This is a genomic window from Mesorhizobium sp., assembly GCF_004962245.1.
In the GTDB taxonomy this organism is placed as follows: Bacteria; Pseudomonadota; Alphaproteobacteria; order Rhizobiales; family Rhizobiaceae; genus Mesorhizobium.
In genome coordinates, this window is the sequence record NZ_SUHQ01000012.1 from 45,641 (window position 1) to 63,798 (window position 18,158).

Annotated in this window: 17 protein-coding genes; 9 read left to right on the forward strand and 8 right to left on the reverse strand. The window is 64.0% G+C overall.

The features are described from left to right. Positions 1-21: 21 nt before the first annotated feature. From E5X88_RS14485 to E5X88_RS14495, 3 genes are read left to right on the forward strand one after another with little or no spacing between them, the layout of a single operon-like run. Positions 22-885: an ABC transporter permease gene (locus tag E5X88_RS14485; RefSeq protein ID WP_292162318.1), complete on the forward strand. Its 864-nt coding sequence runs from the start codon at positions 22-24 to the stop codon at positions 883-885. Further along, positions 885-1,697 (forward strand): ABC transporter permease, encoded by an 813-nt coding sequence (locus tag E5X88_RS14490; protein ID WP_292162320.1) that lies wholly within the window; start codon positions 885-887, stop codon positions 1,695-1,697. The genes E5X88_RS14485 and E5X88_RS14490 overlap by 1 nt, the downstream gene beginning before the upstream one ends. A 10-nt stretch (positions 1,698-1,707) precedes the next feature. Continuing rightward, the gene (locus E5X88_RS14495) at positions 1,708-2,469 is read left to right on the forward strand and encodes a glucose 1-dehydrogenase (protein WP_292162322.1); all 762 of its coding nucleotides are present in this window, start codon (positions 1,708-1,710) and stop codon (positions 2,467-2,469) included. 23 nt (positions 2,470-2,492) lie between these two features. On the opposite strand, the gene E5X88_RS14500 is transcribed toward E5X88_RS14495, so the two are convergent. The 8 genes from E5X88_RS14500 to E5X88_RS14535 all read right to left on the reverse strand — a co-directional run bounded on the left by E5X88_RS14500 (position 2,493) and on the right by E5X88_RS14535 (position 10,327). Beyond that, entirely contained in the window at positions 2,493-4,001 is a 1,509-nt protein-coding gene (locus tag E5X88_RS14500) for an aldehyde dehydrogenase family protein (RefSeq protein WP_292162324.1), read from the reverse strand. 20 nt (positions 4,002-4,021) lie between these two features. Then, positions 4,022-4,366, reverse strand: coding sequence for a cupin domain-containing protein (locus E5X88_RS14505; protein ID WP_292162326.1), 345 nt, complete (start codon positions 4,364-4,366; stop codon positions 4,022-4,024). A gap of 23 nt (positions 4,367-4,389) precedes the next feature. Further along, positions 4,390-4,740, reverse strand: coding sequence for a cupin domain-containing protein (locus E5X88_RS14510; RefSeq protein WP_292162327.1), 351 nt, complete (start codon positions 4,738-4,740; stop codon positions 4,390-4,392). A 235-nt stretch (positions 4,741-4,975) separates the two neighbouring features. Further along, a complete protein-coding gene (locus E5X88_RS14515; protein ID WP_292162328.1) occupies positions 4,976-6,250 on the reverse strand; it encodes a glycosyltransferase in 1,275 nt (424 codons plus the stop codon). 17 nt (positions 6,251-6,267) lie between these two features. Then, the gene (locus E5X88_RS14520; RefSeq protein ID WP_292162329.1) at positions 6,268-7,341 is read right to left on the reverse strand and encodes an ABC transporter ATP-binding protein; all 1,074 of its coding nucleotides are present in this window, start codon (positions 7,339-7,341) and stop codon (positions 6,268-6,270) included. After that, on the reverse strand, positions 7,338-8,129 hold the full coding sequence (locus tag E5X88_RS14525; protein ID WP_292162330.1) for an ABC transporter permease: 792 nt from the start codon (positions 8,127-8,129) through the stop codon (positions 7,338-7,340). The genes E5X88_RS14520 and E5X88_RS14525 overlap by 4 nt, the downstream gene beginning before the upstream one ends. A 183-nt stretch (positions 8,130-8,312) precedes the next feature. Further along, positions 8,313-9,155 (reverse strand): ABC transporter permease, encoded by an 843-nt coding sequence (locus E5X88_RS14530; RefSeq protein ID WP_292162544.1) that lies wholly within the window; start codon positions 9,153-9,155, stop codon positions 8,313-8,315. A gap of 107 nt (positions 9,156-9,262) precedes the next feature. Continuing rightward, on the reverse strand, positions 9,263-10,327 hold the full coding sequence (locus E5X88_RS14535) for a spermidine/putrescine ABC transporter substrate-binding protein (protein ID WP_292162331.1): 1,065 nt from the start codon (positions 10,325-10,327) through the stop codon (positions 9,263-9,265). Positions 10,328-10,564: 237 nt separating this feature from the next. On the opposite strand from E5X88_RS14535, the gene E5X88_RS14540 reads away from it, so the two are divergent. From E5X88_RS14540 to E5X88_RS14565, 6 genes are all read left to right on the forward strand, one after another. After that, positions 10,565-11,503, forward strand: coding sequence for a GntR family transcriptional regulator (locus E5X88_RS14540; RefSeq protein WP_292162333.1), 939 nt, complete (start codon positions 10,565-10,567; stop codon positions 11,501-11,503). A 15-nt stretch (positions 11,504-11,518) separates the two neighbouring features. Further along, the gene (locus tag E5X88_RS14545; protein ID WP_292162334.1) at positions 11,519-12,802 is read left to right on the forward strand and encodes a glycosyltransferase; all 1,284 of its coding nucleotides are present in this window, start codon (positions 11,519-11,521) and stop codon (positions 12,800-12,802) included. 37 nt (positions 12,803-12,839) lie between these two features. Further along, a complete protein-coding gene (locus tag E5X88_RS14550) occupies positions 12,840-14,192 on the forward strand; it encodes a glutamine synthetase family protein (RefSeq protein WP_292162336.1) in 1,353 nt (450 codons plus the stop codon). A 3-nt stretch (positions 14,193-14,195) separates the two neighbouring features. Next, positions 14,196-15,497: an FAD-binding oxidoreductase gene (locus E5X88_RS14555; RefSeq protein ID WP_292162338.1), complete on the forward strand. Its 1,302-nt coding sequence runs from the start codon at positions 14,196-14,198 to the stop codon at positions 15,495-15,497. A 66-nt stretch (positions 15,498-15,563) separates the two neighbouring features. Next, entirely contained in the window at positions 15,564-16,769 is a 1,206-nt protein-coding gene (gene pcaF / locus E5X88_RS14560) for a 3-oxoadipyl-CoA thiolase (protein WP_292162339.1), read from the forward strand. A gap of 184 nt (positions 16,770-16,953) precedes the next feature. After that, positions 16,954-17,985 (forward strand): BMP family protein, encoded by a 1,032-nt coding sequence (locus E5X88_RS14565; protein WP_292162340.1) that lies wholly within the window; start codon positions 16,954-16,956, stop codon positions 17,983-17,985. The last annotated feature ends 173 nt before the right edge of the window (positions 17,986-18,158 follow it).

Genomic DNA, 18,158 nt, shown 5'->3' on the forward strand with positions numbered 1-18,158 from the left:
CGGCACCGGGGCGATTTTCCAATGCGCAGCAATGTCCTTCGTCACCATCTCCTGACCGCTTTGCTGCTTGGTCCAGCGACAGCGTGGCTGGTAGTGTTTCTGGTGTTGCCGTTCGTCGCGATCGCCGTTTTCAGCGTCGGCGAGCGGGCGCCTGAGGGCGGCTATCAGGCTGCTTTCACCTTGGCGCAATATGCCAATCTTCCGGCGCGGGCGACCGCCTTCTGGAACACGATGGTGCTGGCACCGGCGGGCGCCTTGGCCTGTCTTCTCGTCGCCTATCCGGTCGCCTATTTCCTCGCCTTGCGCGCGCCGGAGCGGTGGCGGCTGATCCTGCTTGCGCTCGTCGTCATCCCGTTCTGGACCAGCCTTCTGATGCGAACCTACGCCTGGATGTATGTCCTTGGCGGGCGCGGCATCCCGGCATTGCTGGCCACTATCGGGTTTGACGATGTGCGGCTGATCAACACGCCGGGCGCTGTCCTGCTCGGCATCGTCTATGGTTATCTGCCGCTGATGATCCTGCCGATCTATGTCAGCCTCGAACGGCTTGATCGCCGGTTGCTGGAGGCCTCCGCCGATCTCGGCGCGACGCCGCTCTCGACATTCCTGGGCGTGACGCTGCGGCTGTCGCTGCCGGGTGTGATGACAGGCTTCTCGCTGGTCATGATCCTGCTGCTCGGCGAATATCTGATCCCGACGCTGCTCGGTGGCGGCAAGGTCTTCTTCATCGGCAACGCGCTGGTCGATCTGTTCCTGCAATCGCGCAACTGGCCGTTCGGATCGGCAATCGCGATCACGCTGGTTCTGGTTTCGGTGGTGGTGCTGATCGCCGCAAACCGCATTTCGACCCGGCTTTCGGGCGCCCGCCGGGTGGATTTGATCTGATGCGCGCCTTCGTCGTTGCGGTCTTTGCCTTCCTGTACCTGCCGATCGCGCTGGTGGTGCTGTTCTCCTTCAATGCGGGCCGCCACGCCAGCGAATTCACCGGCTTCTCGGTGCAGTGGTACGGCAAGGCGCTGTCGAACCCGTTCCTGGTCGAGGCGCTTAAGAACAGCCTGTTCATCGCGACCACCAGCGCCTTGCTCGCGGCGCTGTGCGGCACGGCGGCGGCGCTTGGCCTGGCGCGCGTTGGAGCTCGAACCCGGGCTGTCTTTGACGCGCTGCTCGGTGCGGCGATCGTCGTTCCGGGCGTCGTCATCGGCATCTCGACGCTGGTCGCGCTCGTCCAGCTGTTTGGCGTCGTCAATCCGTTTCTCGCTTCGCTGTGGCCGAACGACCAGCCGCCACGCCTGGCGCTCGGCTATGGGTCGATCATCGCCGCGCACGGCCTGTTTTCGATGGCGCTGGTGGCGATGATCGTCGGCACGCGCCTCGGCAGCCTCGACCGCAATCTGGTCGAGGCGTCGAGCGATCTCTACGCAACCCCGCTGACGACGTTCCGTTCCATCGTGTTGCCGCAGATCATGCCGGCGGTAATCGCCGGCTTCCTGCTCGCCTTCACCTTCTCCTTCGACGATTTCATCGTCGCCTTCTTCGTCGCCGGCGCACAGACGACCTTGCCGATCTATGTCTTTGCCTCGATCCGGCGTGGGGTCACGCCGGAAATCAACGCCATCGCGACGATCGTCCTCGTCGTCTCGGTGCTGCTCGTCGTGCTTGCCCAATGGCAGCTGCGCCGACGCAAACCGTCAAGCTGAAAGTTGCATCATGATTCTGAGAGACCGCATCGCCGTGGTGACAGGTGCTGGTTCCGGCATCGGGCGTGCCGGCGCCATGACCATGGCCAGGGAAGGGGCCGTGGTGGTGATCGCCGACAGGGATCAGGCTGCCGGCGAAGCAACGGTTTCCGACATCCGTGCGGCGGGCGGCCGTGCGGAGGCGATCGCCACCGATGTCGGCGACGACACGGCGGTCGAGCAACTCATTACGGGCACACTGGGCAAACATGGCCGGATCGATATCCTGCACAACCACGCCGGCATCCAGGTCGGCGGCACATTGACCGAAGTCGGCGCCGACGGCATGGATGCCTCCTGGCGGATCAATGTGCGGGCGCAATTCCTGGCGGCCAGACTCGTCATGCCATCGATGATCGAACAGGGCGGCGGTGTCATCCTGAACACCGCCTCGAATTCGGGCGTGTTCTACGACCGCGAGATGATCGCCTACGCGACCTCAAAGCATGCCGTGGTGGCGATGACCCGCCAGATGTCGCTCGACTATGCCAAGCACAATGTCCGCGTCAACGCACTCTGTCCGGGCTGGGTCGACACGCCTTTCAACGAGCCGTTCATCGCCCAGATGGGCGGGCGGGACGCGATCGAAAACTACGTCCGCACCAAAATTCCCATGCAGCGCTGGGCCGCGGCGGAAGAGATCGCCGAAGCGATCCTGTTTCTCGTCTCCGATCGCTCGTCCTTCATGACCGGCCAGGCGCTGGTGATCGACGGCGGCGAAAGCATCGGCTGACCCACAGCTTCTGCTATGCCGTGTCAGACGTGCTTGCGGCCGCCGGCCTCGCGGAACCAGCTGTCGGGATAGGGATACCACCAGTCCTGGATTGCCGGCTTGTGGTCGATGATCACCATCTTTGAACGGCGGAAGGCATCCAGCCCCTGGCGTCCAAGCTCACGGCCGAGGCCCGACGCTTTCCAGCCGCCGAAGGGCAGCGCGTCATTGTCGATCAGCGGATTGTTGACCCAGACCATGCCGGCTTCGAGCCGCTCCGCGGCCTCATGCGCTTCGGCGAGATCGGTGGTGAAGACCGAGGCGCCGAGCCCGAACGGGCTGTCATTGGCGAGTTCTATCGCCTCGTCGAAATCTTTCACCCGGCAGATCGCGGCGACCGGCCCGAAACATTCTTCGCGCACGATCGCCATATCGGGGGTGACGCCGGTCAGGATGGTCGGCTCGTAGAACCAGCCAACATTGTTCGCCGGCGGAATGCGCCCGCCGGTGACCGCCTTGGCGCCGCTGCGGATCGCATCGTCGACCAGCCGCATCACCTTCGCCCGTGCCGCCTCGCTGACCAGCGGTCCGATCTCGGTCCTGTCCAGCCCATAGCCGATGCGCAGAGCGCGTGTTTTCTCGGCGAACAGGTCGACAAAGCGGTCATGCACGGCATCGACCACGAAGAAGCGTTCGGCCGAAGTGCAGACCTGGCCGGTGAGGTGGAACGCGGCGGTGACGCTGCCGGCGGCCGCCACGTCCAATGGGGCGTGCTGACTGATGATCAGCGGATCACTGCCGCCGGCCTCGATGACGCAGGGCTTCATCCGCTCGGCGCAAGCTACGGCGACCGCCTTGCCGACGGCGACCGAGCCGGTGAAGGCGACCGCGTGGGTGCGGTCGGAGGCGATCAGCGCCTGCGCCGTTGCCGCGCCGCCGGGCAAGCAGGAGACCAAGCCTTCGGGCAGCGAGCGGAACACCTTGATATAATCCAGCGTCGACAGTGTCGTCGCCTCGGCCGGCTTGATGACGCAGGCATTGCCGGCGGCAAGCGAGGCGGCAACGGTCCAGCACATCAGCAGGATCGGGAAATTGTAGGGCATGATGTGCACGGACGTGCCGTAAGGCTCGTAGCGCGCGTACTGGAACGAACCAGCCTGCGTCGTGCCGGCGACCTTGCCGGCCTCGTCGCGCGCCATTTCGGCATAGTAGCGGAAGATCGGCGCGCAATTGGCGATCTCGCCGATGGCTTCGGGATAGGGCTTGCCCATCTCGCGCACCATCAGCTCGGCACAGCGGGTGAAGTCGGCCGCCTCGATGGCATTGGCGACTGCGTGCAGATGCCTGGCGCGGCTCTTGGCGTCGAGTTTTTTCCACGCGGCCTGCGCCTTGGTCGCCGCAGTGAGCGCGGCGTCGATTTCGCCATCGCTGGCGGCGGCAATTGCGCCGACGGTTTCGAGCGTCGCCGGATCGATCACCGGCTTTCTTGTGCCGGCCATCGGCCGGTAATCCGGATTGACGAAGAAAGCCGGCTGGTCAGCGGAGAAATCCATGGTCGTCCTTTCAAGCCCGCTCAGCGGATCATGTAGACCTTCTTGATGGTCTCATGGACGGTGCAGACGCCTTTCCAGCCCTGCGGAAAGAATGCCGCCGTGTCCGGCTCGATCTCGATCACCTCGCCGGATTCATGCACATAGGTGCAGCGGCCCTCGAGGAAGTGACAGAACTCGTCGCGGGTGACGTGGCAGTGCCACTTGCCTGGGGTGCAGACCCACAGCCCGCATTCGGAGCGGCCTTCCGGCCCCTTGTGCAGCAGCTTGCCCGAGGTGCGGGATTCGCCCTCGATCATGGTGGGGATGATGCCCCAATCGACCAGGTCGGTGAGGGCGAGCGGCGATTTCATGATGGGTGGGGTCATATCAGGAGCTCCCGGGGCTGGCTTCAAGCCAGCATGTAGATGTTGCGGATGGTTTCGTGGACGGTGCATTCGCCCGCCCAGCCGGCCGGGAACATGACCACGGTGGCAGCGGAAACCTCGATGACCTCGCCGTCGTCTGATCGGTAGGTCGCGCGGCCGGCAACGAAATGGCACAATTCGTCGCGCGGGATCGCCAGCCGCCAGCGGCCGGGCGTGCAGACCCAGATGCCGGATTCCGGTTGGTTGTTCGGCCCCTTGTGCACGAGCCTGCCGGTCGAGCGCGAAGCGCCTTCCAGCGCATCCGGCTGGGTGCCCCAGTCGACGAGGTCGGTGCGGGTGGAGGCTTGGTGGAGGTGCGGGGCGGAGGAGGTCATGTGGGTGCTCCGGCTCGATACTGAGTTTTGATGCATCTTCGCTCCACGCCACCCCCCTCTGTCCTGCCGGACATCTCCCCCGCAAGGGGGGAGATCGGACTTCCGCTCTGCCTTCGCCAATCGCGAACGTTGCTGGGCTGAAGCCGACGGTGCGGCTGCCAATCTCCCCCCTTGCGGGGGAGATGGCCGGCAGGCCAGAGGGGGGTGCCTTGGCTCGGCACGTCAAACATCGCGCTCATAGAAGTTGTTCCAGCAGCCCCGCCGCCTTCTCGGGACCGTTCTGCGCCTGCATCTGCGCCGATGTCTTCGCCAGCTTGGCCTTGATCGCCGGGTCGGTCAGGCAGGCTTCGATCTTGGCGACCAGCTCGGCATCGTTCCAGTCGTAGCGCGGCATGCCGAAACCGTGGCCAGTTTCCTCGACGCGGGTGGCGTTGTCGTGGCCGTCCCAGACATAGGGCATGATGATCGCCGGTTTGCCGAAATACAGGCACTCGGTGAACGAGTTGTTGCCGCCATGGTGGATCACCGCATCGACCTGCGGGATAACCGAGGGCTGCGGGAACCAGCTCTCGACGATGACGTTGCCGGGCACGTCGGCATACTGGTCCTTGTAGCCGCCGACATTGACCAGCGCCCGGTAGCGCGTGTTGCCAAGCGTCGCGATGATGCGTTTCAGCAGGTCGACGTCGCCGGCGCCGAGGCTGCCGAAGGAGACGTAAAGCAGCGGCCCGTCATTATTCTCAGCAAAAGTCGGCACGGTGTAGGGCTTCTCCTGCCGCACGCAGCCTTCCAGATACTGGAATTTTGCCGGATCGAGCGGATGGCGGCGCTTGAACTTTGCCGCCTCGGGATAGAGCAGCAGGTTGAGATAGGGCGAGGCCTCGAAGAACTGGCCGATCGGATAAGGCGCCTCGTTGTTCGCTTTCAGGAACGCGTTGAAGTCGTCATGGATCGGCTTGATGACCGCGTTGAAATGGTTGCGATAGCGCTGATGGCAGGCGTGGTCGTTCTCACCGCAGCCGGACAGATGCGGCGGGATGTCCTCGTCCTCGATCTCGTTTTCCGAGCAGGAAATGACGCGCACCCATGGCTTGCCATACTGCTTGATCGCCGGGAACAGGATGACGTTGTCGACGCAGATGACATCGGGCTTGATCGCCGCGAGAACGCGCGGCAAATCCTTCTGCGCCCACTTCGCGCTGTCGACGATCGCCGTCCAGCAATCCTTCACATAGTTGTCGACCTGGTCGTAGGGCGATTTGCGGAAGTTCGGGATGTGGCCGTTGATGAAGTCCTCCCAGAACTTGGCCATCTGCTCGGGCGGCATCGGCTCGGACAGGTTCACCGGATGAGCCTCGAAGCCGTAGCCCTTGTAAACCTCGACGAAGCCGGGGTCCGACAGGAACACCGCTCTGTGGCCGCGCGCTTCGACCGCCTGGGCGATGCCGACGGAATTGAGCGCCGGGCCATAGGCCGCTTCCGGAAAAAACGCGATCGTCTTCTGCGCCATCAAGCTTCTCCTTCCAATCAATCTGCGAAAATTCTGACGGCGGCGGCGTCCCAGCCGAGTTCGACCGCATCGCCTGACGAGACCGGGCGGCGGTCGGCGGCGTCGGCGGTGACGCGCACCAGGAACGGCTTTGGCGACAGAGCGGTGCGGACATGCAGCTGCAGGTCGAGGCCCTGATAGGCCAGCGCCTCGACGGTGCCGGCAATGCGGTTGGCCGTCTCGGTCGACGGGAAAAGCCGGATGCGCTCCGGCCGTACCGAGGCGACGGCCGCGGCACCTGGCGAAAGCGTTGCGGGAACCGTGCCGGATATTCGCACGCCATTGGCCGCCAGCACGCCGCCGGCGGCGGCCTTGCCCGGCACGAAGTTCATCACGCCGATGAAGTCGGCGACGAAACGGTCGGCCGGATACTCGTATACCGCGTGCGGCGTGTCGCATTGCAGCAGCTTGCCATCCCTCAGCACCGCCATGCGGTCAGCCATGACAAGCGATTCCTCCTGGTCATGGGTGACGATGACGAAGGTGATGCCGACCTCGTGCTGCAGGCGCTTCAATTCGAGCTGCATGGCGCCACGCAGCTTCTTGTCGAGCGCGCCGAGCGGCTCGTCGAGCAGCAGCAGCCGCGGCCGCTTGACCAGCGCCCGGGCAAGCGCGACGCGCTGCTTCTGCCCGCCCGACAATTGCTCCGGCTTGCGGTCGGCGAAGGCAACGAGCTCGGTGGTCGTCAGGATGGCATCGACACGGGAGCGGATTTCGTTTGCCGGCAAGCGTTCCATTTCGAGGCCGTAGGAAACATTGGCCCTGACGCTCATATGCGGAAACAGCGCATAGGACTGAAACATCAGATTGACCGGCCGCTTGTTGGGCGGGGTCCCGGCGATGTCGCGGCCGTCGAGCAGGATGCGCCCGTCATTGGGCGTCTCGAAGCCGGCCAGCATGCGCAGCAGCGTGGTCTTGCCGCAGCCCGAAGGGCCGAGCAGGGCGAAGAACTCGTTCTCGCGGATATCGAGCGAGATGCCGTCGACGGCCGTCACCCGGCCGAAGTTCTTCGACACCTTGTCGATCGCCAGCAACGTGCGGAGCTCACTCATTGGCCGATCACCCCACGATTGAGCCGCTGTGACAGGGTCAGGGCGGTGATTGAGACCGCCATGACGATGGTCGCCAATGCATTGATCTCCGGCGTGATGCCGAAGCGGATCATCGAATAGATCTGCATCGGCAGCGTCGTCGAGGCGCGGCCGGCGCCAGCGGTGAAGAAGGCGATGATGAACTCGTCGACCGAAAGGGTGAAGGCGAGCAGTGCGCCGGCGACGACCGCCGGCAGGATGACCGGCAATGTCACCCGCCGGAAGGTGGTGAGCGCGGAAGCGCCGAGATCGGCGGAGGCCTCGACGATCGACCAGTCGAAGCTCTTCAGCCGCGCGCGCACCACCGAGCAGACGAAGGCGAGGTTGAAGACGACATGGGCGAGGATGATGGTGTGCAGGCCCAGGGTGAAATCGAGCAACGAGAAAAAGCTGAGCAGCGCGATCGCCAGCACGATGTCGGGAATGATCATCGGCGCGAAGATCAGCGCTTCGAGGCCTCTCCCATACTGCCGGCGCATTTCGACGCCGATCGCCAGCAGCGTGCCGAGCAGCGTGGCGATGGCGGTCGAGACAAGCGCCACGATCAGCGTGTTGAGGGCGGCGGAGAGGATCGCGGCGTTTCCGGCGAGTGAGGCATACCATTTCAGCGAAAAGCCCGACCAGACGGTCGGCAGCCCGCCTTGGTTGAAGGACAGCGCCACCAGCACGGCGATCGGGATGTAGAGGAAGGCGAAGACGAGAACAAGAATCGTCCGCATGCCGAAAGTGCGGGCAAAGGATTGGTTCATCGCTGCCCTCCGATAGCTTGGAGCCAAGCGAGCGAACAGCGTCCTTCTCCCCGTTCACGGGGAGAAGATGCCGGCAGGCAGATGAGGGGCAGCGCTCGACATTGCAGGCGCTTGTGCCGCCCCTCATCCGCCCCTTCGGGGCACTTTCTCCCCGTGAACGGGGAGAAGGGAAGGAGGAAGCGCTCAGCCATCGGCGGCTCCTTTCGCTTCAGCGATACGGCCCGCGGCGCGATCCGCAGCCAGAGATTGCGCCGTCAGCACCAAAAGCATGATGGCGATCAGCGCCATCGCCAATGCCGCGCCGAAGGGCCAGTCATTGGCGGTCAGGAACTGGTCGTAGACGAGATTGCCGATCATCTGGAAGCGGCCGCCGCCAAGCAGCGCCGGCGTCACGAAATTGCCGATAGACAGCACGAACACAAAGACCGCTCCGGCGGCGATACCCGGCACGGTCAGTGGCAGGATGACCCTACGAAATGTTGTCATGGCCGAAGCGCCGAGGTCGCGCGAGGCCTCGGCGAGCTCCGGATTGAGCCGCGACAGCGGCGCGTAGCAGGCCAGGACGACGAAGGGCAGGTAGTTGTAGACCAGACCGGCGATGACGGCGCCTTCGGTGTAGAGCATCGACGGCGGCTCGCCGGTGTAGCCGAACCAGCGCAGCAGCTGGGTGATCAGACCCTCGCGGTTGAGCAGCACGATCCAGGCATAGGTGCGGATCAGATAGTTGGACCAGAAAGGTAGGACTGCGAAGAACAGGAACACCGGCTGCCACCGGCGGGGTGCTGCCGCGATCGCATAGGCTGCACCATAGCCGATCACCACCGCGATCAGCGTTGCGGTGCCGGCGATGCGCGCCGAATTGAGGAAGATGCCGGCATAGAGCGGGTCGAACACCAGCCCGAAATTCTCCAGCGTGAAGGTGTATTCGATGCCGCCATAGATGCCGCGCCGGAAGAAGGCGAGCGCCAGCACCAGCGCGCATGGCACCACCATCAAGGCGGTGAGCCAGGCCAGCGCCGGCGCCATCAGCAAGGAGGAGCGAAGTCTGGTTTGGGGCACGATTGCGGTACCGCACTCAACGGCCGGCGGCAGAAGTCCGCCGTCGACCGTGATCTCTGACTTTTTGACGCCACTTACTGCGCGGCCTTGATCTCGCTGACGATCTTCGAATAGTCGCGCTGGGCGTCGCCGACGTCACGCAACTGCTCGAATTTGACCAACTCGGCCACCGGCATGCCCATATTGGGGAACTTGGCGAGGAAATCGGCCGGCAGGCTTTCCATAGCCGGCTTGTTAGGCACCTTGTAGTCGATGTTCTGGGCTGCCCAGGCGTGGTTCTTGGCGTCCAGCATGAAGTTGATGAACTGGAAGGCGGCGTCCTTGTTGGCCGAAGCCTTCATCACCACCATCGTATCGACCCACAGATCCGAGCCTTCCTTGGGAATGACATATTTGATCTGCGGGTTCTCGGCGATGCCGTAGTTGCACCAGCCGTCCCACGCCTGCACCATCAGCGCCTCGCCAGAGACCAGCTTGGAATAGAAGGTGGTGTCGTCATAGGCGAGCAAGGTCTTCTTGGCCGAGATCAGCAGGTCCTTGACCTCGGCGAGCTTGGCCGGATCGGTCTCGTTGACCGAATAGCCCTTGGCGAGCTGGCCTGCGGCAAGCAGCCAGCGGTCGGTCGCCAGCATGGTGGTCTTGCCCTTGAGCGCATCGGATGGGGTGAGAAGATCGTTCCAGCTCGCCGGCTCAGCCTTGACCAGGTCGGAGCGATAGCAGAGGCCGGTGGTGCCCCAGGTGTAAGGCACGGAAAAATTGTTGCCGGCGTCGTGCTCCAGCTTCGCCGCCTCGGGATAGAGGTTGGCGAGGTTGGGGATTTTAGCGTGCTCGATCGTCTCGACCAGTCCGAGCTTGTTCAGCACCTCGGCGAAGGGCGAGGAGACGAAGACCACGTCATAGCCCTTGCCGCCGGACGCGACGAGCTTGCCCATGATCTCTTCATTGGTGGCATGAACCACGAGCTCGCCGGAAACACCGGTCGCGGCCTTGAAGGCGTCCATGGCATCCGGCGCCATGTAGCCGTCCCAGTTGGAGATGACGAGGTCGGCAGCAGAAGCGGGCGCCGACAGCGCTAGGGCAAAGCCAAGCGCGATCGAGGATATTTTCAGCGAACGGTACCGCGGTGTGGTGGCGGTCATGACAGACTCCCATTCTGGTTGATCGTCGAATTTCATTCGTCGGACCAGCGCTTGCGACCGTGCCGCCGCTTCGATCCTGTTCCCCGGTCTTTTTTGTTGCCGATTGATCTGACAGTACTATTGCAGAAAAAAGTACGTCAATCCATAATTTGACAAACGACCGCGGAATCTGACCGATTGCGTTCGCAAGGACGATCGGCCAAACCGTACCGGTCAAGTCCGTTCACGAGAATTGCCATGCAAGCCGTAGCCAGACGACCGCGCACCAACCATCTCGATCTTGCGCAGCGCATTCTCGACGTGGCCCGGCAGCGCGGCTTCGAAGCCGGCGCCCACCTGCCCGAACAGCAGATCGCTTCGCTCTGCAACGTCTCGCGGACTCCGGTGCGCGCCGCACTGCGCCTGCTCACCGAAAAAGGCGTGGTGCGCTGGGAAGCCGAATCCGGTTATCGGCTGGCCGTGGACCTCGCCAACCAGGCGACCGTTGCCGCCGACCTGCCGAGCGCCGAGGAGGACGAACTCGCGGAGATGATCCTGCGCGATCGGTCGGCGCGCCGGTTGGACCAGACGGTGACCATCGGCGCGCTGATGCGTCGGTATGGCTATGAACGAAAGACGGTACTAAAAGCGCTAAAGAAACTGACAGATGAAAATCTGATGGATCGCGCACCGGGACAGGCCTGGCTTTTCCGCCGGGCACCCGACGATCCGGAGGCGCAAGGGGAAAGCTATGAGTTTCGCCTGCTGCTGGAACCCGCCGCCATTCTGGCGCCTGGCTTTAGGCTGGACGGGGCGCGTGCGGCAGCATTGCGCCAGGGTATGGAGGCGCTGCTGGCGCTGCCCGACGCCGCATTCGATACCAGAGAGTTCCAGCGGCTGGACATCGAGTTTCACGGCATGATTGCCGATGGCGCCGCCAATCGATTCGTCACCGATGTGCTGTCGGACCATCTCAGGCTGCGCCGGCTGCCGGGAACCTATGCCGGCGTCAACGTCTTCCGGCTGAAGCAATCGCTGCGCGAGCACCTGACCATACTCGACCAACTGGAAAGCCGGCAGTATGAGGTTGCAGCCGATCTGCTTCGCGTTCATCTGCGGCTCTCCCGCAGCCAGCGACCGCAGGCGGCCAGTCGCGGGGCCCCCGCATTGTTCGGCACCATCAGCCGGCCGGATTGACGAGGACCTCGAGGATTGCAGCGTAAAGCCAGCCCGACCATCGCGCTGTTTCCCGAAGCGAGCTTCGGCGCCGCGCTCAATTGCGTCGGCATTGCGCAGGCCTTGCGCGCAAGGGGCGCACGGCCGGTGTTCATCTGCCACGCCGGCTTTTCCGGCGTGTTTGCCGACTACGGTTTCCAGGAATATCAGCTGCCGACCGACGAGCCGCTGACCGACAGCGAGCGCCAGAGCTACTGGCAGGCATTCGTGCGCCGCCATCTGCCGCATTTCAGGCTGAGCCCGATCGACCAACTCGAAACCTACGTGGCCCCGACCTGGGAAGCGATCGTCGACACGGCGGTCAGTGCCGAAGCGCCGCTGCGCCAATTGCTGGCAAGGCTGAAGCCGGATGCCGTCGTGCTCGACAATGTCATCATGTTTCCGGCGCTGGCTGCCGCCGGCTGCCCATGGGTACGCGTCGTCTCCTGCGCCGAAACCGAGCTTCCCGACGCTAATGTACCACCCTATCTGTCCGGTCTCGCCGCCGACGACCCGAGCCGCGCGGCCTTCGAGGCGCGTTACCTCTCTGCCGTCGCGCCGGCGCACGACCGGTTCAATCGGCTTCGGGCGGATGCCGGGCTCGCCCCCTTGCCGAAGGGCCTGTTCCTCGAAGCCTCGCCTGACCTCAATTTGCTGCTGACCCCGACGATCGTGCGCCGGGAGCGCGCCGAGCCGCTCGACCCGGCCCGCTTCGTCTATCTTGAAGGCTGTGTCCGCTCGGAAGGGCCGTTCGATGTGCCGGTCTTTCCGCGCAATGGCGGCCCGCTGGTCTATGTCAGCTTCGGCAGCCTTGGCGCCATGGATGTCGGCCTGATCGAACGCATGCTCGCCGTGTTCGACAGGCTGCCGGCACGCTTCATCGTCAATGCCGGCGGTCTGCGCGACAGCTACCGCGCGGTTCCGGACAATGTCTATCTCGACGCCTGGTTTCCGCAGCCCTCGGTCGTTGCGAAATCCGACCTCTTCATTCACCACGGCGGCAACAACAGTTTTTGCGAAGCGCTGCGTTTCGGCGTGCCGTCGCTGATCATGCCCTATTGCTGGGACGGGCATGACAATGCGCAACGTGCCGACGAAACCGGCGTCGGCCGCCACATCAGCCGCGACGGTTGGAGCGATGATGAACTGGAACAGGCCATCCTTGGCCTAATGGCCGACGGCGAGATGCGCTTTCGTCTCAAGGAGAATGCAGCCACCATGGCACGGGCGCCGGGAACGGACGCCGCCGCCGAAGCCATTCTCGCCCTCGTAAGGACGTGACCTGATGCTCAACACCACAACAACGGATGCACCGCAAATGACACCAACGGATGATCCGAAGCAATGGCTGGAGCAGCAGGGGATCAGGGAAGTCGAGTGCCTGGTGCCGGATGTGAATGGCGTGTTGCGCGGCAAGACCTTACCGACGGCGAAGTTCCTGAAGTCACTCGAGGATCGCGCGCTTTATCTGCCGAGCAGCGCCTTCCTGGTCTGCATTGACGGCCGCTATTCCGGTTCCAACGACGAGGGCTTCGGCTATCAGGACCCCGACATGCGGATGGTGCCGGATGTCGCGACGCTCTGTCTCGCGCCAGGTGCTGGAGCAGGCAAGGCCTATGTCTTCGCCGATGCGTTTCATATGGACGACCGGCCGTGGATGGCCTCGCCACGTCATGTCCTGAGAGCCGTGCTCGATCTCTATCGCCAGCGTGGCTGGCGGGCCGTGGTGGCGCCAGAGCTTGAATTCTACCTGACGGCGCCCAATCCCGATCCCGATCGGCCACTGACCGCACCGGTCGGGCGCAATGGCCGCGCCGAAACCGTGCAGCATCCCTATGACATGGCGGCGCTGGAGGAATTCGAGCCGGTGATCCGGCGCCTCTATGATTACGCAGCTGTGGCCGGACTGCCGCTCGACACGCTGATCCATGAATCGGGCACGGCACAGCTGGAGATCAACTTCCTGCATGGCGACGCGCTGCCGCTGGCCGACAAGGTGTCGCTGTTCAAGCGGATGACGCGCCAGGCCGCGCAGGAATGCGGCATGCACGCGACCTTCATGGCCAAGCCGATCGCAGCGCAAGCCGGCAGCTCGATGCATCTCCACATGTCGGTCATCGACGAGGCGGGAAACACGCTGTTTGCCGGGCGCGACGATGCCGACACCGAGATGTTCGGGCATTTCATCGGCGGGCTGCAGAAATACATTCCCGAGGTGATGCCGCTGTTTGCGCCGAACGTAAATTCGTTCCGCCGCATCAGGCCGAACCACAGCGCACCGGCCAACATCGAGTGGTCGCACGACAACCGCTCCTGCGGCCTGCGCGTGCCGGCCGGCGGGCGCGCCGCGCGACGGGTGGAAAACCGGCTGCCCGGCGCCGACGCCAATCCCTATCTGGCGATGGCCGGCTCGCTGCTCTGCGGCTATCTCGGCGTCGAGGAAAAACTCTCGCGTTCGCCCGAGGCATCGGGCAATGCCTATCGCAGCAAGAGCACGCTGCCGAAAACCATGGAGGAGGCGCTCGACCGTTTCGCCGCCTGCAGCCCGGTGCGGGCGCTGCTCGGCGAGGATTTCTTCCAGACCTATCTGCGCGTCAAGAGCGTCGAGCTCGACCTGTTCCAAAGTGTCGTCACGTCCTGGGAACGCGACCATCTGCTGCTCAAGGTGTGACTTATGAGTGTCAATTCTGGGGGCTTCAACTCCGGCCTGGATATCGGCAAATCCTACTATGTCGCGACGGCCAACGCGGCTCCGGACCATCCGGCGCTGCGGGGCGACATCGACGCCGACCTGGTGGTGGTCGGCGGCGGCTGCACCGGCCTGTCCGCGGCTCTTCACGCGGCCGAGCGCGGCTTGAAGGTGGCGCTGCTCGAAGGCGGCAAGATCGGCTGGGGAGCGTCAGGGCGCAATGGCGGCCAGATCATCCCCGGCCTGCGCAAGGGCGCCAAGGGTCTGGTCAAGCTCTATGGGCCGGAACGGGCGCGAGCGCTTTTCGATCTCGCCTTCGAGGCACGCGGGCTGGTGCTCGACCTGATCGGGCGTCACGCCATTGACTGCGACCTCAGGTTGACCGGTCACCTGGCCGGTGCGGTCAACGGCTCCGACCTGCGCGACCTCGAGGAAGAGGCCGAATGCCTCGCCACTGTGATGAACTTTCATGATGTCGAGATGCTGTCAGCGGCTGAGGCGCGCGGAATGGTGAACACGCCCTATCACGGCGCGATGTACGAGAAGCTCGGCGGTCATATGCATCCGCTGAACTACACGCTGGGCCTGGCGCGTGCTGCCGCCGCGGCGGGCGTCACCATCCACGAGAACTCGGTGGCGCTGCGGCTGGAGCGGGAACCGTTCATCCGGGTCTCGACGGCCAAGGGCTCGGTCCGCGCCAGGCATGTCGTGCTGGCGGGCGATGCGCTGCTCCAGGGGCTCGAGCCGCGCGTCAACAGCCGCATCATGCCGGTTGGCAACTACATCATCGCCACCGAGCCGCTGGACGACACGAGTGACGTCATTCCAAGCAATGTGGCCGTCTCCGACACGCGGTTCGTGGTCAATTACTACCGGCTGTCGGCGGATGGACGCCTGCTGTTCGGCGGCGGCGAACGCTACACGCCGTCACCGCCCGCCGACATCGCCGGTTTCGTGCGGCCGCATATGGAAAACACTTTTCCGCAATTGCGCGGCCGCCGCATCGATCATGCCTGGGGCGGGCTCGTCTCGGTAACGACATCGCGCCTGCCGCATGTCGGCCACTATGGCGAGATCTATTTCGCGCACGGCTATTCCGGCAAGGGCGTGATCCTGTCGACGCTTTCGGGAAAGCTGCTCGCCGAGGCGATCACCGGCGATGCTTCGCGATTGGATCTGTTTTCGACGCTCAGCCCAATGCCGTTTCCCGGTGGCACGGCGCTTCGCGGCCCGCTTTATGTGCTCGGCATGCTCTGGTACGCCATGCGCGACCGCATCAAGCATTGAGCGCAAGCAAGCAGGACCCGCGCCAGGACGGCGCATGAAGGGACCGGAAAAGAGAAAGCTGCACAGATGGCCGAAGCCTATATCTGCGACTACATCCGCACGCCGATCGGACGCTTCGGTGGGGCGTTGGCACCGGTCCGCGCCGACGACCTTGGTGCGATCCCGCTGAGGGCGCTGGTCGAGCGCAATCCCGGCATCGACTGGGCTAATATCGACGATATCGTCTATGGTTGTGCCAACCAGGCCGGCGAAGACAATCGCAATGTCGCGCGCATGGCGCTGCTGCTGGCCGGCCTGCCGAAGGAGATTTCCGGCTCGACCGTCAACCGCCTCTGCGGTTCGGGCATGGACGCCGTCGTCATCGCCGCGCGTGCCGTCAAGACTGGCGAGGCGGAACTGATGATATCAGGCGGCGTCGAATCGATGAGCCGGGCGCCCTTCGTCATGCCCAAGGCGGAAACCGCTTTCTCGCGCAATGCCGAAATCCACGACACCACCATCGGCTGGCGCTTCATCAACCCGCTGATGAAGAAGCAGTACGGCATCGATTCGATGCCGGAAACCGGCGAGAATGTCGCAGAAGAGTTCGCCATCTCCCGCGCCGACCAGGACGCCTTTGCCGTGCGCAGCCAGGACAAGGCGGTGGCCGCGCAGGCCAATGGCCGGCTGGCGAAGGAGATCATTCCCGTAACGATCCCGCAGCGCAAGGGCGATCCGGTGGTTGTCAGCAAGGATGAGCATCCGCGCGCGGGCACGACGCTCGAGGCACTGGCGAAATTGCCGACGCCGTTCCGGCAAGGCGGCACCGTCACGGCCGGCAATGCGTCAGGCGTCAATGATGGTGCCGCGGCGCTGATCGTCGCCTCGGAAACCGCCGTGAAAAAATACGGCCTGACGCCAATCGCCCGCATTCTCGGCGGTGCGGCCGCCGGCGTGGCGCCGCGCATCATGGGCATCGGCCCTGTGCCGGCGACGCAGAAGCTGTGTGCCCGGCTCGGTCTGAAGCCGGCAGATTTCGATGTCATCGAGCTCAACGAAGCCTTTGCTTCTCAAGGCATCGCGGTGCTTCGCCAACTCGGCATTGCCGAGGACGCGGAGTACGTCAATCCGAATGGCGGCGCCATCGCGCTCGGCCATCCGCTCGGCATGTCGGGTGCGCGCATTACCGGCACCGCGGCGCTGGAACTTCGCGAGCGCGGCGGCCGCTATGCACTCGCCACCATGTGTATCGGCGTCGGCCAAGGCATCGCCGTGGCGCTGGAACGGCAGTGAGCAGCCTTATCGCGCCCGGGGGCGCATCTGCTTTAAGCGGCGCCTTTGCGCGAAGCTTCCGGCAGCAGCTCTGCGCCTGCAAATTTGACCATGTGGACAAAGGTGAGGCTCCGTTACATAGTCGCCCAGCGGATATTCCAGAGAACAAAGCCGGCTCGCACGGCGCCAATCAGAGGGGCATGCAATGGAAAATGGGAAGAGCAAAATCCAATTGAAACGCGAAGGGTTTTCGCGACGCAACGTGCTGGAATTGGGTGCGCTCGGCCTGGCGGCGGCCATGTTGCCGGGCCAAGTCTTGGCGCAGGACAAGAAGCTGAAGGTGGCGGCGATCTTCGCCACGCCGATCGAGGAGCCATGGGATCACCAGATCCACGTCGCCCTGCAGAAGGCCGAGAAGGAACTCGGCATCGAATACAAATGGTCGGAGAAAGTGCAGACGGCCGATTTCAGCCGCGTGATGCGCGAATATGCGCAAGGCGGCTATGAGCTGGTGCTGGGCGATGCTTTCGCCGCAGAACGCGAATCGCGCCGGACCGCCAAGCAGTTTCCGAAGGTTGCCTTCCTGTTCGGCTCCGGTGCCGGGCCGGCCGAACCGAATTTCGGGGTCTTCGACAATTGGATCCACGAACCTGCCTATCTTTCCGGCCTGATCGCCGGAAAGATGTCGAAATCGGGCATGATCGGCGCCGTCGCTGCGATGGGCATTCCGGAAGTGAACCGGCTGGTCAACGCTTTCTTTGCCGGTGCAAGGGAAGTCAATCCGGATATCAAGAGGAAGGTTGCTTTCATCGGCTCCTTCTTCGACCCGCCGAAGGCGAAGGAAGCAGCGATCGCCCAGATCGACGCCGGCGTCGACGTGATCTATGCCGAGCGCTTCGGCGTCATCGAAGCGGCGGTGGAGAGGAAGATCCTCGCAATTTCCAACATGTCCGACCAGTCGAGCCTTGGCCCCGACACGGTGATCACCGGCCCGGTCTGGGACATGTATCCGACGGTCCAGCAAGCGATCAAGCTGGTCAAGGCGGGTGTCTTTACCGCGCAGGACTACGGTGATTTCTCGCGCATGGCCAAGGGGGGTTCCTCTTTGGCGCCCTACCACAAATTCGACAAGACGCTGCCCGCAGACGTCAAGGAGCTAGTCGAAAAGAAAAAGGCCGAGATCCTCGACGGCAATTTCCGCGTCGACGTGGATGAGAATACGCCGGTTTCGGATTGAGCGAGGATATCCCTCCCTCTTGAGGGGAGGGTGGCCCGCAGGGCCGGGTGGGGTCCGCTGTGACGCGCACCATCTCAATATCAACGTCGAGGCGGTTGAGGCGACCCCTCCCGCCTCGCTTCGCTCGGCACCCTCCCCTCGAGGGGGAGGGGTATCCGCGCCAACGCCTAGGA

What these genes read in the sequence shown, in the direction of transcription:
- pcaF (WP_292162339.1), top strand. Translation starts at nt 15,564, where the DNA reads ATGGCCGAAGCCTATATCTGCGACTACATCCGCACGCCGATCGGACGC.
- E5X88_RS14540 (WP_292162333.1), top strand. Translation starts at nt 10,565, where the DNA reads ATGCAAGCCGTAGCCAGACGACCGCGCACCAACCATCTCGATCTTGCG.
- E5X88_RS14530 (WP_292162544.1), bottom strand. Translation starts at nt 9,155, where the DNA reads ATGGCGCCGGCGCTGGCCTGGCTCACCGCCTTGATGGTGGTGCCATGC.
- E5X88_RS14515 (WP_292162328.1), bottom strand. Translation starts at nt 6,250, where the DNA reads ATGGCGCAGAAGACGATCGCGTTTTTTCCGGAAGCGGCCTATGGCCCG.
- E5X88_RS14505 (WP_292162326.1), bottom strand. Translation starts at nt 4,366, where the DNA reads ATGACCCCACCCATCATGAAATCGCCGCTCGCCCTCACCGACCTGGTC.
- E5X88_RS14565 (WP_292162340.1), top strand. Translation starts at nt 16,954, where the DNA reads ATGGAAAATGGGAAGAGCAAAATCCAATTGAAACGCGAAGGGTTTTCG.
- E5X88_RS14490 (WP_292162320.1), top strand. Translation starts at nt 885, where the DNA reads ATGCGCGCCTTCGTCGTTGCGGTCTTTGCCTTCCTGTACCTGCCGATC.
- E5X88_RS14525 (WP_292162330.1), bottom strand. Translation starts at nt 8,129, where the DNA reads ATGAACCAATCCTTTGCCCGCACTTTCGGCATGCGGACGATTCTTGTT.
- E5X88_RS14495 (WP_292162322.1), top strand. Translation starts at nt 1,708, where the DNA reads ATGATTCTGAGAGACCGCATCGCCGTGGTGACAGGTGCTGGTTCCGGC.
- E5X88_RS14550 (WP_292162336.1), top strand. Translation starts at nt 12,840, where the DNA reads ATGACACCAACGGATGATCCGAAGCAATGGCTGGAGCAGCAGGGGATC.
- E5X88_RS14555 (WP_292162338.1), top strand. Translation starts at nt 14,196, where the DNA reads ATGAGTGTCAATTCTGGGGGCTTCAACTCCGGCCTGGATATCGGCAAA.
- E5X88_RS14500 (WP_292162324.1), bottom strand. Translation starts at nt 4,001, where the DNA reads ATGGATTTCTCCGCTGACCAGCCGGCTTTCTTCGTCAATCCGGATTAC.
- E5X88_RS14485 (WP_292162318.1), top strand. Translation starts at nt 22, where the DNA reads ATGCGCAGCAATGTCCTTCGTCACCATCTCCTGACCGCTTTGCTGCTT.
- E5X88_RS14510 (WP_292162327.1), bottom strand. Translation starts at nt 4,740, where the DNA reads ATGACCTCCTCCGCCCCGCACCTCCACCAAGCCTCCACCCGCACCGAC.
- E5X88_RS14535 (WP_292162331.1), bottom strand. Translation starts at nt 10,327, where the DNA reads ATGACCGCCACCACACCGCGGTACCGTTCGCTGAAAATATCCTCGATC.
- E5X88_RS14520 (WP_292162329.1), bottom strand. Translation starts at nt 7,341, where the DNA reads ATGAGTGAGCTCCGCACGTTGCTGGCGATCGACAAGGTGTCGAAGAAC.